Origin of the sequence: Burkholderia sp. DN3021 (assembly GCF_049805555.1) — a bacterium.
In the GTDB taxonomy this organism is placed as follows: Bacteria; Pseudomonadota; Gammaproteobacteria; order Burkholderiales; family Burkholderiaceae; genus Burkholderia; species Burkholderia pyrrocinia_C.
Genome location: NZ_JBNCAB010000001.1, coordinates 215,432 through 227,604, shown reverse-complemented (window position 1 = coordinate 227,604; position 12,173 = coordinate 215,432). Strand labels below are relative to the sequence as shown.

Genomic DNA, 12,173 nt, shown 5'->3' with positions numbered 1-12,173 from the left:
CTAAACCGGAATCGACCGCCCCCGCACCCGGATCCCGAGCCGCACGACACCAATCACCGCATTCGACAGCCACGTGAGCAAGCGCGGCATCCCGCGCCGGCGGATATCGAGCAGCAGCACGATCCGCACTTTATCGCTGTCGTTCCACGCCTCGTGCACGAACGTGTCGTCCCACAGCAGGAAGCGGCCTTCGTCGAGCCGGTATTCGCGGCCATCCACTTTCAGCACGGCGGCCGGCGTGCCGTCCGTGCGCTTCGGCATCGACAGCACGAGATAGCCGCGCAGGATGCCGCGAAACGGCCCGCGATGCGGCGGGATGTGCTTGCCCGGCGCGAGAAACGACAACGATGCGGACAGCACGTCCGGCGACGCCGCGACGATCGACGCGACGGTCGGGCAGCGCGACAGGTTGCGCGGGAACGGCTGGCCGTACGCCTGCATGATGAACATTCGCCAGTCGCGCGCATCGTTGGCCGAGATGTCGTACTGCTCGCGCATGATCTCGTGGAAGCGCGGGATACGCGGCATGTCGCGGGCCACGGCGAGCGCTTCCGCACGAATCGCAGGCCATGCGTGCACGAAACGCTCGGCATCCGGGAACGCGGCCGTATCGAGCACCGCGTCGCCGTCGATATGGCGGTCGTACAGCTTGCGGAGCAGGCCGGCTGCATAGTCGTAAGCGACGGACATGGTCGATCGATGGGCGAGCCGTATCAGGTGTCGTCAGTCTGCACGAAGCGCGACGGGCGCTGCGTTACGTCAGATTACGCCGTCTGACGAAAGAATGACAGTTCGATGACCGGTCGCCGCAAGCGGCGCGAGCCACAACGCGCGGGAATAAACGAACCCCCTCCGTCGTCATACGGGTGTAGCACATCGTCTCGTTGACTTCAGAAGGAGTAAACCATGAACAAGCATTGGCTGGTGGCCGCCACGGTGGTGGCGATGTCTGTCGCGGGTGTCGCGACGCAAGCGTCGGCACAGGCGCTCACGCGCGCGCAGGTCAGGCAGGAACTGATCGACGCCGAAAACAACGGGCTGCGCTTCGTGACCGATACGTCGTATCCGGACGTGAGCCCGCTCTTCCAGCGGCAGGTCGAACAGATGCCGCAGCGTCAGTCCAGCACGGCGGTCGGCAGCGATCCGGCCGTTTCATCGGAAGCCGGCAAACCGGCGGCGATGTCGCCGCGCCAGCGCCCGGCCGCGTGCGTCGGCCCCGCGAGCTTCTGCACGATCTATTTCGGAAGCTGACAAACCGGCCTGCATCCGCAGGTTCGGCATTCACAACGGTTGATCGATACGGAACATTGAAGGAGTCGATGATGAAGACATATATCGCAGTACTGACAATGATCGGAATGATCGTCGGTCAGTCGGCATTCGCGCAATCGGCTGCACCGTTGACGCGTGCGCAGGTTCGCGACGAGCTGATGCGTCTGGAAGCGGCCGGGTATGACCCGGCGAAGGGAGATGACGGCGAGTATCCGGCGGACATCCAGGCCGCGGAAGCGAAGCTCGCCGAGCAGGATCGGGCCCGGCAGGCGGCCGCCGCCATGCATGCGCCGGCCCCCGGTATGCCTGCTCAAACCAGCAACTAGGTGTCGATATGTACGTGTGTGGTTTCTGGCCGCCGTGTTCGCGGTACGGCAATCCGCGCGCCCGTCGCGCCGCTCGACCTGGCCGAAGGGCGCCGGCTGCCATGCCGCTCATCGCACGCCGCTTCGCGCGGCGTCGCGATCATCTCGCCAACCGATCCCGATGGGTGGGCAGGTTTATAGGACGATGAACAGGAATGCAGATGATATAGAAAACTGGAACAATCCGGTTCATGCCGGCGATGATGCACTGAAACAGGGGGAGGCTATCACCACGGCATCATGCGCTGCACGACCTGATCGCGCAGCACGAAGCGGTGTGCCAGCGCGGCTGCCACGTGCAGGCAAATGCCGGCAAACAGTACCCATGCGAGGATGCCATGCACGTCGCCCATCGCGTGACCGACTCCGGAGCCGACCGCCGACAGCGCCGGCAACGGGACGACACCGACCAGCGTCACGGCCCAGGCGCGCGACGATGCGTTGATCCAGCCGAGCAGCGGCACCGCGATCAGCAGCGCGTAGATCGCGAAATGCGTCACGCCGGACAGCGCGCGCATCGCGGGCGGCAGGTCGCTTGCGGGCGGGCGATGCGTCGCGCGCCACAGCACGCGGCAAGCCATCGCCGCGAGCAACGCGGTACCCACGATCAGGTGCGCGGCGATCAGGCCGATCGGTTGCGTATCGCGATGCACGTCGGGCATCGTCCAGCCGATCGCGTACTGCGCGACGACCAGCGCCACGATCAGCCAGTGAAGAAAGCGTGCAACTGCGTCATAGCGGGCGGGTGTGCGCATGAAAACTCCTGACGAATGGCGGGAATCGTATATATGTCGGCGAATTCTACGGGCGAATCCTTAACGAAACGTTAAGCAACCGGCATCGCGCGCGATCGATCGTCGTGTTCGTCGGCCGGCGCACTGCGCGGCATCGATCCGGCCGCGTTCGCCGACGGCAGCGCGACCACGACTCCAAGGCCTTGGCCGCCGATGTCGGGCTCGAATTGCACGGTGCCGCCGAAGTATTGCGCGATGAACGCGCGCTCGCGCACGATCGATTGCCGCAGCCTCGCCAGCAGTCGGTCGATCGCGTCGACCAGCGTGCGCACTTCCTCCGGCACGGTGGCGATGCCGAGCGGTTCGAGCGATCGCGCATCGCGCGCGCCGATCAGCGTCGACAGCGTCTTCAACGGCGCGAGACTGCGTCCGATCAGGTACCAGAGGAGGAGCGCCAGCACCGGCAGCGCGACGATCAGCGGCAAGACGATGCCGCGTGCGATGCCAGTCGCCAGATCGCTGCGCGTGTTGAGCGTTTCCATCACGCGTATCCATCGCCCCGACGGGTTGTCGCGCAGCGTATGCGTGCGCCATTGCGTGTCGCCGATGACGATCGTCCGAGGGGCGCCGCGCGGTTCGCGTGCATCGGGCAGGCCGGCGGCGTCGGCCGGCAGGTTAGATGCGACGACGTGGTTCTGCGCGTCGCGCACCTCGAACAGCATGTCGCGCGGCAGGCGATCGCCGTCGTTGTCGGGGCCCGATCTTGATTCGCCGAGCGCCAGTTCGACGCGCGCGTCGGGCGGAAAGCAGGCGAGGCGGGCGAGGTCGGCCGGCGAGAGACCGAATCCGCGCCCCTTCGGTTCGATTTCAAATCGATCCGGGTCGCCCGCACGGGAGGTTCATTCTTCATGGCACCCTCGACGATCGAGCGATGGCGCGCCCACCTGCTGATCGCCGCGCTGACCGGCATGTTCGTTCAGTGTTTCGTGCCGGTTTCGCTGCTTGCATTGCGCGTACCCGAAGCGCTTTTCACGACGATGACATTTCGCGTGTGGATCGTCGTCGCGGTTGCGACTGCGATCCTTTCGGCCCGCAAGCTTGCCGATGCGGCGTTCAGGGCCGCAGTCGCGTGCGGATACGTGCGCGTGACCGGAATCGATCGCCGCACGATAGTTGTGTCATCTGATTGCGCGTACCGTCGCTTGGTCGTCCTTCATATCCGGCTCAACGGGAATCGATACGGCAGCGTGCACGGGTGATCCCGCGTGCGCGGCCGGTTGCGGTCGTACGGGTCACCACTGGGGAGAAGCATGGTTTTGCTGCATGTGCTGCACGCGCTGGCCGGGGCACTGTCGATCGTCTGCGGGCTGGGCGTGTTGCTGGGCATTGCCTACACGGTCACGGCCAGCGTGCTGGTCGGCAGGTTCTTTTCCCGGGCGGCGGCGGTGCCGCGCGATTATCCGGGCGTCACCGTCGCGAAGCCGCTGCACGGCGACGAATGGGATCTCGTACAGCATCTCGAAAGCTACTTCGTGCAGGATTATCCGGGGCCGGTCCAGCACCTGTTCGGCGTGCACGATGCGGGCGACGCGGCGCTCGCGGCCGTCGAGACGCTGCGTGCGCGCTATCCGGACGCGAACATCAAGGTCGTCGCCGATGCGCGGCTGTACGGGCCGAACCGCAAGGTCGCGAATCTCGTCAACATGCTCGAACATGCGGAGCATTCGGTGCTTTGTCTTGCCGACAGCGACGTGCTGGTCGGGCGCGATTATCTGCGTGCGGTCGTCGGCGCGCTACAGCAGCCGGAAGTCGGTATCGTGACGAGCGTGTATCGCGGTGTCGCGGCGCCGGGATTCTGGCCTGGCGTCGCCGTCGCGATGACGAATTACCATTTCCTGCCCGGCGTGATTACCGGGCTCTTCATCGGGCGTGCACGGCCATGCTTTGGACAGACGATTGCGATCACGCGCGCGACGCTCGAACGCATCGGCGGGCTTGCGCGTTTCGCGCATCACCTGGCCGAGGATCACGCGCTTGGCGAAGCGGTGCGGCAGGTGGGCGCGCAGGTCGTCATCCCGCCGTTCGTCGTCGGGCATGCCTGTGTGGAAGAGACGTTCGCGAAGTTGTATGCGCACGAATTGCGCTGGAGTTGCACGATTCGCGCGGCGGACCGGCTCGGTCATGCCGGGTCGGTGCTGATGCACCCGGTGCCGCTCGCGCTGCTGGCCGTGCTGTTCTCCGGCGGTACGCCGGCCGCCTGCTGGCTGACGGTCGCGGCGCTCGCCGCGCGGGCGCTGCTGATGCTGAAAACGAGCCGTGCGACCGGCGCCGGCCTGCGCGGCGCCCTCTGGCTGCCGTTCGTCGATCTGCTGCAGTTCATGGTCTTCGTGGCGAGCTTCTTCTCGTCGCACGTCGTCTGGCGCGGCACGCGCTTTCGCGTCGACCGGGAAGGCTTGCTGTCGCCGGCGGGTGAATCATGATGACGGAGACGAACACCGCCAAAGCCGACGCGCAACGCGTGTCCGCGCGTCACGACGCACGGCTGCGACATGCGGGACGCGCGGCGGCGCTGGCCGGGCTGGCGCTCGCGGTGTGGCTGATCTGGCGCGAGCATCCGCTGGAGATCCTGCACCGGCTGCGGATCGCCGGCGCCGGGCTGCTCGTCGCCGCGCTGGCCCACATCCTGCCGATGCTCGCGAATGCGTGGGACTGGCGGATGCTGATCCGCGGCCCGCGCCGCCCGTCGTTCGCGACGATGCTGAAGCTCGTGTGGATCCGCGAATCGATCAACGGGCTGTTGCCGGTCGCGCGGATCGGCGGCGAGATCGTGTCGTTCGGGCTGCTGCGGCAGGCGGGCGTGCGGCCGGCGACCATCGTGGCCAGCCTCGTCGCCGACATGCAGCTCACGCTGATCAGCCAGCTGGTGTTCGCGCTGATCGCGATCGGCTATGTGCTCGAACACGTGTCGTCCGACGCTGCGCAGGTGGCCGCGCACCTCGCCATCGGCATGGCCGCGCTGGTGCCGGTGCTGCTGCTGTTCGCGCTGGTGCAGCATGCGCGGCCGTTCGAGCGCGCGATGCGCGCGGTCAACCGGATCACGAGCGGCAAGGTGGTTGCGCTGGTCGGCGAATCGGCACGCACCGATCAGTCGATCCGGATGATCTGGAGAAAGACCGGCATCGTCGTGCGCTATCTGGGGATCTGGCAGACGCTGCAGTTTGCGGGTTATGCGCTGGAAATCTGGCTCGCGCTTTACTTCCTCGGCGCCGATCCGACCTTTGCGCAGGCGCTCGCGATCGAGGCGCTGATCCAGCTCGTGAGCAGCATCGCGTTCCTGATGCCGGGTGGGTTGGGCGTGCAGGAGGGCGGGTTCGTGCTGATCGGCGGGCTGCTCGGGTTCGACGCGCCGACCTGTCTTGCGCTGGCCGGCGCCCGCCGCGTGCGCGATCTGCTGTTCTATCTGCCGGGCTTGCTGGCGTGGCAGTGGGCGGCCGGTTCGGCGAACCGGCCGGGCGGCGCGAAGCGCGTGTCGCCGGGCATCGAGGAATCCGCCAGGCCGCGCTGACGCGGCCCGACGACGATGTGTGCGTGCCCCGGGCGAGCACGCATCCGCCGACGCGCCGCGGCGCGTGAATCAGCGCCGTTCGTCGGCGATATAGCTGCGGATCACGTCCGCGAACGACGTGTCGCCCTTCAGCCCGAGCGCTTCCGCACGCGTCGTGTCCCAGCGGCCCGGCCAGCTGCCGACGATCTTCTCGACGCGCTCGTCGGGCGCATGGCGGATCAGCTTCACGACGTCGTCGCCCGCGACTTCGCGCAGCGCTTCGATCATCTCGTCGACCGACACCGACAGGCCGGGCAGGTTGATCACGCGCTTGTTGCCGAGCTTCGCGCTGTCGATCTCGCAGCCCGCGACGAGCGCGTCGATCGCGCCGCGCGGCGACAGCAGCCACAGCCGCGTCGAACCCGGCACCGGGCACACGCTTTCCTCGCCGTTCAGCGGCTCGCGGATGATGCCGCTCGCGAACGACGACGCGGCCGCGTTCGGGCGGCCGGGCCGCACGCTGATCGTCGGCAGCCGCAGCACGCGGCCGTCGACGAAGCCGCGCCGCGCGTAGTCGCACAGCAGCAGTTCGGCGATTGCCTTCTCGGCGCCGTACGACGATTGCGGATTCAGCGCGGTGTCGTCCTGCACGACGTCGGGCAGTGCGCCGCCGTAAACCGCGACGGAGCTCGTGAACACGACGCGTGGCTGGTGGCCGCGTGCGCGGCACACGTCAAGCAGCGTGCGCGATGCGTCGAGGTTGATCCGCATGCCGAGATCGAAATCGGCTTCGGCCTGCCCGCTGACGATCGCCGCGAGGTGGAAGATCGCGCCCGTCTGCGTGTCGATCGCGCTTTCGAGCACCGCGCGATCGGCGATGTCGCCGACGATCGACGTCACGCGCGCGTCGCCGAAATCGCTGCCCTTGACGACGTCGAGCAGCACCAGTTCGTCGATCTTGCCGATCCGGCCGTCGGGGCCGGTCAGTTCGCCGCGCTCGAGCAGCTTGCGTGCGAGGCGCTGGCCGAGAAAGCCGGCGCCGCCGGTGATCAGTACTTTCATGTTCTTTATCCTCTTCGGAATACGTGAATCACAGGTACGGCTTGAGCCAGCCGAGGCCGGCCGACGTGCCGGCCTTTGGGCGGTATTCGCAGCCGATCCAGCCGTCGTAGCCGAGCGCGTCGATCAGCTCGAACAGATACGGGTAGTTGAGTTCGCCGAGATCCGGCTCGTGGCGCTCGGGCACGCCCGCGATCTGGATGTGGCCGATGCCCGCGAAATCGCGCTTGAGCTTCATCGCGAGATCGCCTTCGACGATCTGGCAGTGGTAGCAGTCGAACTGCACCTTCAGGTTCGGCGCGCCGACTTCCGCGCAGATCGCCTGCGCGTCGTCCTGGCGGCTCAGGAAATAGCCGGGCATGTCGCGCTGGTTGATCGGCTCGATCAGGATCGTGACGCCGCGTGCGTTGGCGGCCTGCGCCGCATGCCGCAGGTTCGACAGGTAGGTGTCGCGATGGCGTGCGCGGTCGGCGCCGGGCGCGACCATGCCGGCCATCACGTGCAGCTTCTTGTTGCCGAGCACGCGCGCATAGTCGAGCGCCTGGTCGATGCCGCGCCGGAATTCGTCCTCGCGGCCCGGCAGCGAAGCGATGCCGCGTTCGCCCGCGGCCCAGTCGCCCGGCGGCGCGTTGAACAGCGCCTGTTCGAGGTTGTGCGAGTCGAGGCGCGCGCGGATGTCCTCGGCGGCGAAGTCGTACGGGAACAGGTACTCGACGGCCTTGAAGCCGTCGTAGGCGGCAGCGGCGAAGCGTTCGAGGAACGCGTGCTCGTTGTACATCATCGAGAGGTTGGCGGCGAAGCGTGGCATGGCAGCGGATCCTGTGAATGAATGGGGCGGGGCATACCGCGCCCCGCGTCGAATGGTGGCCGACTCAGCGGTTCACGAGTTTCGCGGGCGTGAGCCACACGGCGATCGCGCCGATCACGAGCATGGCGGCCAGCACGTACATGCCGGACGACGTGCTGTGCGTGACGTCCTTCAGGTAGCCGATCACGTAGGGGCTCGCGAAACCGGCGAGGTTGCCGACCGAGTTGATGATCGCGATCCCGGCAGCGGCCGCGGAGCCCGCGAGGAACGCGGTCGGCAGCGACCAGAACAGCGGTGCGCAGGTCAGCACGCCGCCTGCCGCGAGCGACAGGAACACGATCGACACCGCCGTATTGTGCGAGTACGACGCGGCGACCGCAAACCCGGCCGCGCCCATCAGCGCCGGCACGATCAGGTGCCAGCGGCGTTCGCGGCGCTTGTCCGCGCTGTGGCCGAACAGGTTCATCACGACGATCGCGACGACGAACGGGATCGCGGACAGCAGGCCGATCTGGAGCGTATCGGTGATGCCAGTCGATTTCACGAGCGTCGGCATCCAGAACGTGAGGCCGTACTGGCCCGTGACGAACGCGAAGTAGATAAGCGACATCCACCACATGCGCGGGTCGGAGAACACGGCCTTCAGCGAATGGCCATGCTTCTGCTGTTCCTGCGGCTGCGCGGCGATTTCGTCTTCGAGGAGCTGCTTCTCGCGCTCGTCGAGCCACTTCGCGCCGCGGATGCTGTTGTCGAGATACAGGATCGTCGCGATGCCGACCAGCACGGCCGGCACGGCTTCGATCATGAACATCCATTGCCAGCCGTGGAAGCCCGAGCCGCCGTGAAAGCGCTCCATGATCCAGCCCGACAGCGGGTTGCCGAAGATGCCCGACACGGGAATCGCGGACATGAACACCGCGATGATCTTCGCGCGGCGGTGCGACGGGAACCAGTACGTGAGGTACAGGATCACGCCGGGGTAGAAGCCGGCTTCCGCGAGGCCGAGCAGGAAGCGCAGCACGTAGAACTGCGTCGGCGTCTTCACGAACGCGAACAGCGCGGACAGCAGGCCCCACGTGATCATGATCCGCGCGATCCAGATGCGCGCGCCGAGGCGGTGCATCAGCAAGTTGCTTGGCAGTTCGAACAGAAAGTAGCCGAGGAAGAAGATGCCCGCGCCGAGGCCGAACACGGTTTCGCTGAACGCGAGATCCTGCGACATCTGCAGCTTCGCGAAGCCGACGTTCACGCGGTCGAGATACGCGACCACGTAGCAGAGCATCAGGAACGGCACGATGCGCCAGAACACTTTCTTGTAGGTGCGGTCGAGTTCGGCCGCATGGGCGGGCGCGGCGGGCGAGCGGCCTGCGGCCGCGTCAAGAGCAGTCATCGTCGTGTCTCCAGGGATGTCTTGTGCCGGCGGCGCGTACGCCGCCGGATCGTTTGTGTGTGCTGACGGAAGGGCCCGCGCACACGGCGGGCATGAGAATCGGTACGGGGTGCGCGCCGCGTTACCAGCGCGCGCCGAAGGTTTCGCGCAGTTCGTCGAGCGCCGCATCGGAAAGCGGCTTGGGCTTCGGGTTCGTCATCAGCCACAGCCGTGCGGTTTCCTCGAGCTCCTCGAGCGCATACGACGCGTGCGACACCGACGGCCCCCACATCACGGGGCCGAGACGGTCGAGCAGCACGCCGCGCACCTGGTCGGCGAGCGCCGCGACTTCGGCCGCGACGGCCGGGTCGCCCGGGCGGCGGTAACGAATCAGCGGAATGTGGCCGACCTTCATCACGTAGTACGGCGTGATCGGCGGCAGCACGTCGGTATCGCGCCACACGCCCGCGAGCGTCAACGCGACGAGGTGCGTCGAATGCGTGTGGACGACGCCGTTTGCTTCGGCGTTGCGCGCGTAGATGCCGCGATGCAGCGCGAGCGTTTTCGACGGCTTGCCGCCCGATACGGGCTGGCCGTCGGCGCCGACTTTCGCGATGTCGTTCGGGTCGAGCCGGCCGAGGCACGCGTCGGTCGGCGTGATCAGCCAGCCGTCGGGCAGGCGTGCGCTGATGTTGCCGGCGCTGCCGACCGCGTGGCCGCGTGCGTACAGGCTCGCACCGACGACGCAGATCTCTTCGCGCAGTTTCGCTTCGTCGCTCATCATGCGGCTCCGTCCAGCGCGCGCAGCGCCTTGTCGAAAAAGTCCATCGCGCCGAAGTTGCCGGATTTCAGCGCGAGGCCGAGCGGCTGTGCATCGATGGTGGCCGTGGCCGGCACGCCCGGATCGATCTGCGCGCCGATCTGCAGCGACTTCACGTCGAGCGCCTGCACGACCGCGCCGGACGTCTCGCCGCCGGCGACGACGAACTTGCGCACGCCGAGTCCGCGCAGGCCCTTCGCGATCGCCGCGAGCGTGCTTTCGACGAGATGGCCGGCCGCCTCGACGCCGAGCGCCTGCTGCACGGCCTTCACTTCGTCGGGCGTCGCGGTCGCGTAGATCAGCACCGGCTGCGGCAGGTGCGCGCGCGCGAAGGCGAGCGCTTCGTCGACGACGGGCTCGCCGCGCGCCGCCGCGAGCGGATCGATGCGGAAGCTCGGCCGCGTCGCGCGCCACGCGGCGACCTGCGCATTGGTCGCTTTCGACGCGCTGCCGGCGAGCACGGCCGACAGCCCGTCGATGCGCGGCAACGATGCCGCGTTGTCGCGCTCGGGCAGCAATTCCGCGCGGCGGAAATTCGCGGGCAGGCCGAGCGCGACGCCCGAGCCGCCGGTGACGAGCGGCAGGCCCGCGCAGGCTTCGCCGAGCACGTAGAGGTCGCGGTCGGACAGCGCGTCGGCGATCGCGAAGCGCGCGCCTTCCGCGCGCAGCTGGTCGATCCGCGCGCACACCGCGGCCGCGCCCAGCGCGATCGTGTCGTAGCGGATCAGGCCGACCGGCGACTTCGTCTGCCGCTGCAGCACGCGCACGAGGTTCGCGTCCTGCATCGGCGTGAGCGGATGGTTCTCCATGCCCGATTCGTTCAGCAGCACGTCGCCGACGAACAGGTGGCCGCGATAGATCGTGCGGCCGTTCTCCGGGAACGCCGGGCACGCGATCGTGAAGCCGCCGCCGGCCGCATCGAGCAGCGCGTCGGCGACGGGCCCGATGTTGCCCGCGTCGGTCGAGTCGAAGGTCGAGCAGTACTTGAAGAAAAACTGCCGGCAGCCTTGCGCGCGCAGCCATTCGTATGCGGCGAGCGATTGCGCGACGGCATCGGCCGCGGGGATCGTGCGCGACTTCAGCGCGACGACGATCGCGTCGGTGTCGACTGCAATGTCGACTGCGGCGTCGCCGGCGGGCACGCCGATCGTCTGCACCGTGCGCATGCCGCTCTTGACGAGCATGTTCGCGAGATCGGTCGCGCCGGTGAAGTCGTCGGCGATGCAGCCGAGCAGGGGACGGGAAGCGGAAGCGGTCATGGCGGGAACGTCGTTCGAATCAGCGGGCGGGCGGCAGCGTGATGCCGGGGAAAGTCTTGATCACGGCGGAATCGTCCTCGCCGCCGTGGCCGGCGCTCGACGCGCTCATGAACATCTGGTGTGCGGTGGCCGACAGCGGCAGCGGGAACTTGCTGCGGCGCGCGGTATCGAGCACGAGGCCGAGATCCTTCACGAAGATGTCGACGGCCGACAGCGGCGTGTAGTCGCCGTTCAGGATGTGCGGCACGCGGTTCTCGAACATCCACGAGTTGCCGGCGCTGTGCGTGATCACGTCGTACAGCGCGTCGGCATCGACGCCTTCGCGCAGGCCCAGCGCCATCGCCTCGGCCGCTGCCGCGATGTGCACGCCGGCCAGCAACTGGTTGATGATCTTCACCTTCGAGCCGATGCCGTGCGCGTTGCCCAGGCGATAGACCTTGCCGGCGATCGCGGCGAGCACGTCCTCACAGCCCGCGTACGCGGCGGCCGGGCCCGACGTCATCATCGTCATCTCGCCCGATGCCGCGCGCGCGGCGCCGCCCGACACGGGCGCATCGAGCATCTGCAGGCCGGCGGCCTCGATGCGTGCGCCGAGCGCGACCGCGAATTCGGGCGCGACGGTCGCGCTCGCGATCACGACGCCGCCCGGCTTCATCGCCGCGACCGCGCCGTGCTCGCCGAACAGCACCGTTTCCGTTTGTGCGGCATTGACGACGAGCGTGACGACGACGTCGCACTGTGCGCCGAGTTCGGCCGGCGTCGCGCAGGCAATGCCGCCTTCGGCGGCGAACGCCTGCAGCACGGTGTCGCGCACGTCGCACGCGTGCACGCGCAAGCCTGCGCGCAGCAGCGAGCGGGCGACGCCGAGGCCCATCGCGCCGAGGCCGATGACTCCAACATTTCGTGACATGGTCAACCTTGATCGATTCGGAAGAGGTTCGGG

General features: G+C 67.7%; 14 protein-coding genes. 5 read left to right on the top strand and 9 right to left on the bottom strand.

What is annotated here, in order from left to right:
- Positions 1-690 carry an aspartyl/asparaginyl beta-hydroxylase domain-containing protein gene (locus ACPUER_RS01075; RefSeq protein WP_425130119.1) on the bottom strand — a complete coding sequence of 230 codons (690 nt, stop codon included), beginning with the start codon at positions 688-690 and terminating at the stop codon, positions 1-3.
- A gap of 216 nt (positions 691-906) precedes the next feature.
- Between ACPUER_RS01075 and ACPUER_RS01070 the strand changes: the two genes are divergently transcribed.
- Positions 907-1,251, top strand: a complete 345-nt coding sequence (locus ACPUER_RS01070; RefSeq protein WP_425130118.1) for a DUF4148 domain-containing protein — start codon at positions 907-909, stop codon at positions 1,249-1,251.
- A gap of 71 nt (positions 1,252-1,322) precedes the next feature.
- Positions 1,323-1,598: a DUF4148 domain-containing protein gene (locus tag ACPUER_RS01065; protein ID WP_111020361.1), complete on the top strand. Its 276-nt coding sequence runs from the start codon at positions 1,323-1,325 to the stop codon at positions 1,596-1,598.
- Positions 1,599-1,864: 266 nt separating this feature from the next.
- On the opposite strand, the gene ACPUER_RS01060 is transcribed toward ACPUER_RS01065, so the two are convergent.
- Both ACPUER_RS01060 and ACPUER_RS01055 read right to left on the bottom strand, forming a co-directional pair.
- On the bottom strand, positions 1,865-2,392 hold the full coding sequence (locus ACPUER_RS01060) for a cytochrome b (RefSeq protein WP_425130117.1): 528 nt from the start codon (positions 2,390-2,392) through the stop codon (positions 1,865-1,867).
- Positions 2,393-2,463: 71 nt separating this feature from the next.
- Positions 2,464-3,093 (bottom strand): hypothetical protein, encoded by a 630-nt coding sequence (locus ACPUER_RS01055; protein ID WP_425130116.1) that lies wholly within the window; start codon positions 3,091-3,093, stop codon positions 2,464-2,466.
- A gap of 186 nt (positions 3,094-3,279) precedes the next feature.
- Here ACPUER_RS01055 and ACPUER_RS01050 point away from each other — a divergent pair, with 186 nt between their 5' ends.
- The 3 genes from ACPUER_RS01050 to ACPUER_RS01040 are packed head-to-tail and all read left to right on the top strand — an operon-like array spanning position 3,280 to position 5,936.
- On the top strand, positions 3,280-3,630 hold the full coding sequence (locus tag ACPUER_RS01050; protein ID WP_175962165.1) for a hypothetical protein: 351 nt from the start codon (positions 3,280-3,282) through the stop codon (positions 3,628-3,630).
- A 51-nt stretch (positions 3,631-3,681) separates the two neighbouring features.
- Positions 3,682-4,851, top strand: coding sequence for a bacteriohopanetetrol glucosamine biosynthesis glycosyltransferase HpnI (hpnI, locus tag ACPUER_RS01045; RefSeq protein WP_425130115.1), 1,170 nt, complete (start codon positions 3,682-3,684; stop codon positions 4,849-4,851).
- Positions 4,848-5,936 (top strand): lysylphosphatidylglycerol synthase domain-containing protein, encoded by a 1,089-nt coding sequence (locus tag ACPUER_RS01040; RefSeq protein WP_425130114.1) that lies wholly within the window; start codon positions 4,848-4,850, stop codon positions 5,934-5,936. Before hpnI ends, ACPUER_RS01040 begins: the two co-directional genes overlap by 4 nt.
- Positions 5,937-6,005: 69 nt before the next feature.
- Here ACPUER_RS01040 and denD read toward each other — a convergent pair whose 3' ends face one another.
- From denD to ltnD, 6 genes are all read right to left on the bottom strand, one after another.
- Positions 6,006-6,977, bottom strand: coding sequence for a D-erythronate dehydrogenase (gene denD, locus ACPUER_RS01035; protein ID WP_425130113.1), 972 nt, complete (start codon positions 6,975-6,977; stop codon positions 6,006-6,008).
- Positions 6,978-7,005: 28 nt separating this feature from the next.
- Entirely contained in the window at positions 7,006-7,782 is a 777-nt protein-coding gene (otnI, locus tag ACPUER_RS01030) for a 2-oxo-tetronate isomerase (RefSeq protein ID WP_175750150.1), read from the bottom strand.
- A 64-nt stretch (positions 7,783-7,846) separates the two neighbouring features.
- Positions 7,847-9,172, bottom strand: coding sequence for an MFS transporter (locus tag ACPUER_RS01025; RefSeq protein WP_175962170.1), 1,326 nt, complete (start codon positions 9,170-9,172; stop codon positions 7,847-7,849).
- 121 nt (positions 9,173-9,293) lie between these two features.
- Complete coding sequence (locus ACPUER_RS01020) at positions 9,294-9,935, bottom strand: aldolase (RefSeq protein WP_425130112.1); 642 nt, start codon at positions 9,933-9,935, stop codon at positions 9,294-9,296.
- Entirely contained in the window at positions 9,932-11,230 is a 1,299-nt protein-coding gene (otnK, locus tag ACPUER_RS01015; RefSeq protein ID WP_425130111.1) for a 3-oxo-tetronate kinase, read from the bottom strand. Before otnK ends, ACPUER_RS01020 begins: the two co-directional genes overlap by 4 nt.
- A gap of 19 nt (positions 11,231-11,249) precedes the next feature.
- Positions 11,250-12,140: an L-threonate dehydrogenase gene (gene ltnD / locus ACPUER_RS01010; RefSeq protein ID WP_425130110.1), complete on the bottom strand. Its 891-nt coding sequence runs from the start codon at positions 12,138-12,140 to the stop codon at positions 11,250-11,252.
- Positions 12,141-12,173: the final 33 nt, after the last annotated feature.

Excerpts from the sequence above, each read along its gene's own strand:
- ACPUER_RS01070 (WP_425130118.1), top strand. The coding sequence starts at position 907 with ATGAACAAGCATTGGCTGGTGGCCGCCACGGTGGTGGCGATGTCTGTC.
- ltnD (WP_425130110.1), bottom strand. The coding sequence starts at position 12,140 with ATGTCACGAAATGTTGGAGTCATCGGCCTCGGCGCGATGGGCCTCGGC.
- otnI (WP_175750150.1), bottom strand. The coding sequence starts at position 7,782 with ATGCCACGCTTCGCCGCCAACCTCTCGATGATGTACAACGAGCACGCG.
- denD (WP_425130113.1), bottom strand. The coding sequence starts at position 6,977 with ATGAAAGTACTGATCACCGGCGGCGCCGGCTTTCTCGGCCAGCGCCTC.
- hpnI (WP_425130115.1), top strand. The coding sequence starts at position 3,682 with ATGGTTTTGCTGCATGTGCTGCACGCGCTGGCCGGGGCACTGTCGATC.
- ACPUER_RS01060 (WP_425130117.1), bottom strand. The coding sequence starts at position 2,392 with ATGCGCACACCCGCCCGCTATGACGCAGTTGCACGCTTTCTTCACTGG.
- ACPUER_RS01020 (WP_425130112.1), bottom strand. The coding sequence starts at position 9,935 with ATGATGAGCGACGAAGCGAAACTGCGCGAAGAGATCTGCGTCGTCGGT.
- ACPUER_RS01065 (WP_111020361.1), top strand. The coding sequence starts at position 1,323 with ATGAAGACATATATCGCAGTACTGACAATGATCGGAATGATCGTCGGT.
- ACPUER_RS01025 (WP_175962170.1), bottom strand. The coding sequence starts at position 9,172 with ATGACTGCTCTTGACGCGGCCGCAGGCCGCTCGCCCGCCGCGCCCGCC.
- otnK (WP_425130111.1), bottom strand. The coding sequence starts at position 11,230 with ATGACCGCTTCCGCTTCCCGTCCCCTGCTCGGCTGCATCGCCGACGAC.
- ACPUER_RS01055 (WP_425130116.1), bottom strand. The coding sequence starts at position 3,093 with ATGCTGTTCGAGGTGCGCGACGCGCAGAACCACGTCGTCGCATCTAAC.
- ACPUER_RS01075 (WP_425130119.1), bottom strand. The coding sequence starts at position 690 with ATGTCCGTCGCTTACGACTATGCAGCCGGCCTGCTCCGCAAGCTGTAC.
- ACPUER_RS01040 (WP_425130114.1), top strand. The coding sequence starts at position 4,848 with ATGATGACGGAGACGAACACCGCCAAAGCCGACGCGCAACGCGTGTCC.
- ACPUER_RS01050 (WP_175962165.1), top strand. The coding sequence starts at position 3,280 with ATGGCACCCTCGACGATCGAGCGATGGCGCGCCCACCTGCTGATCGCC.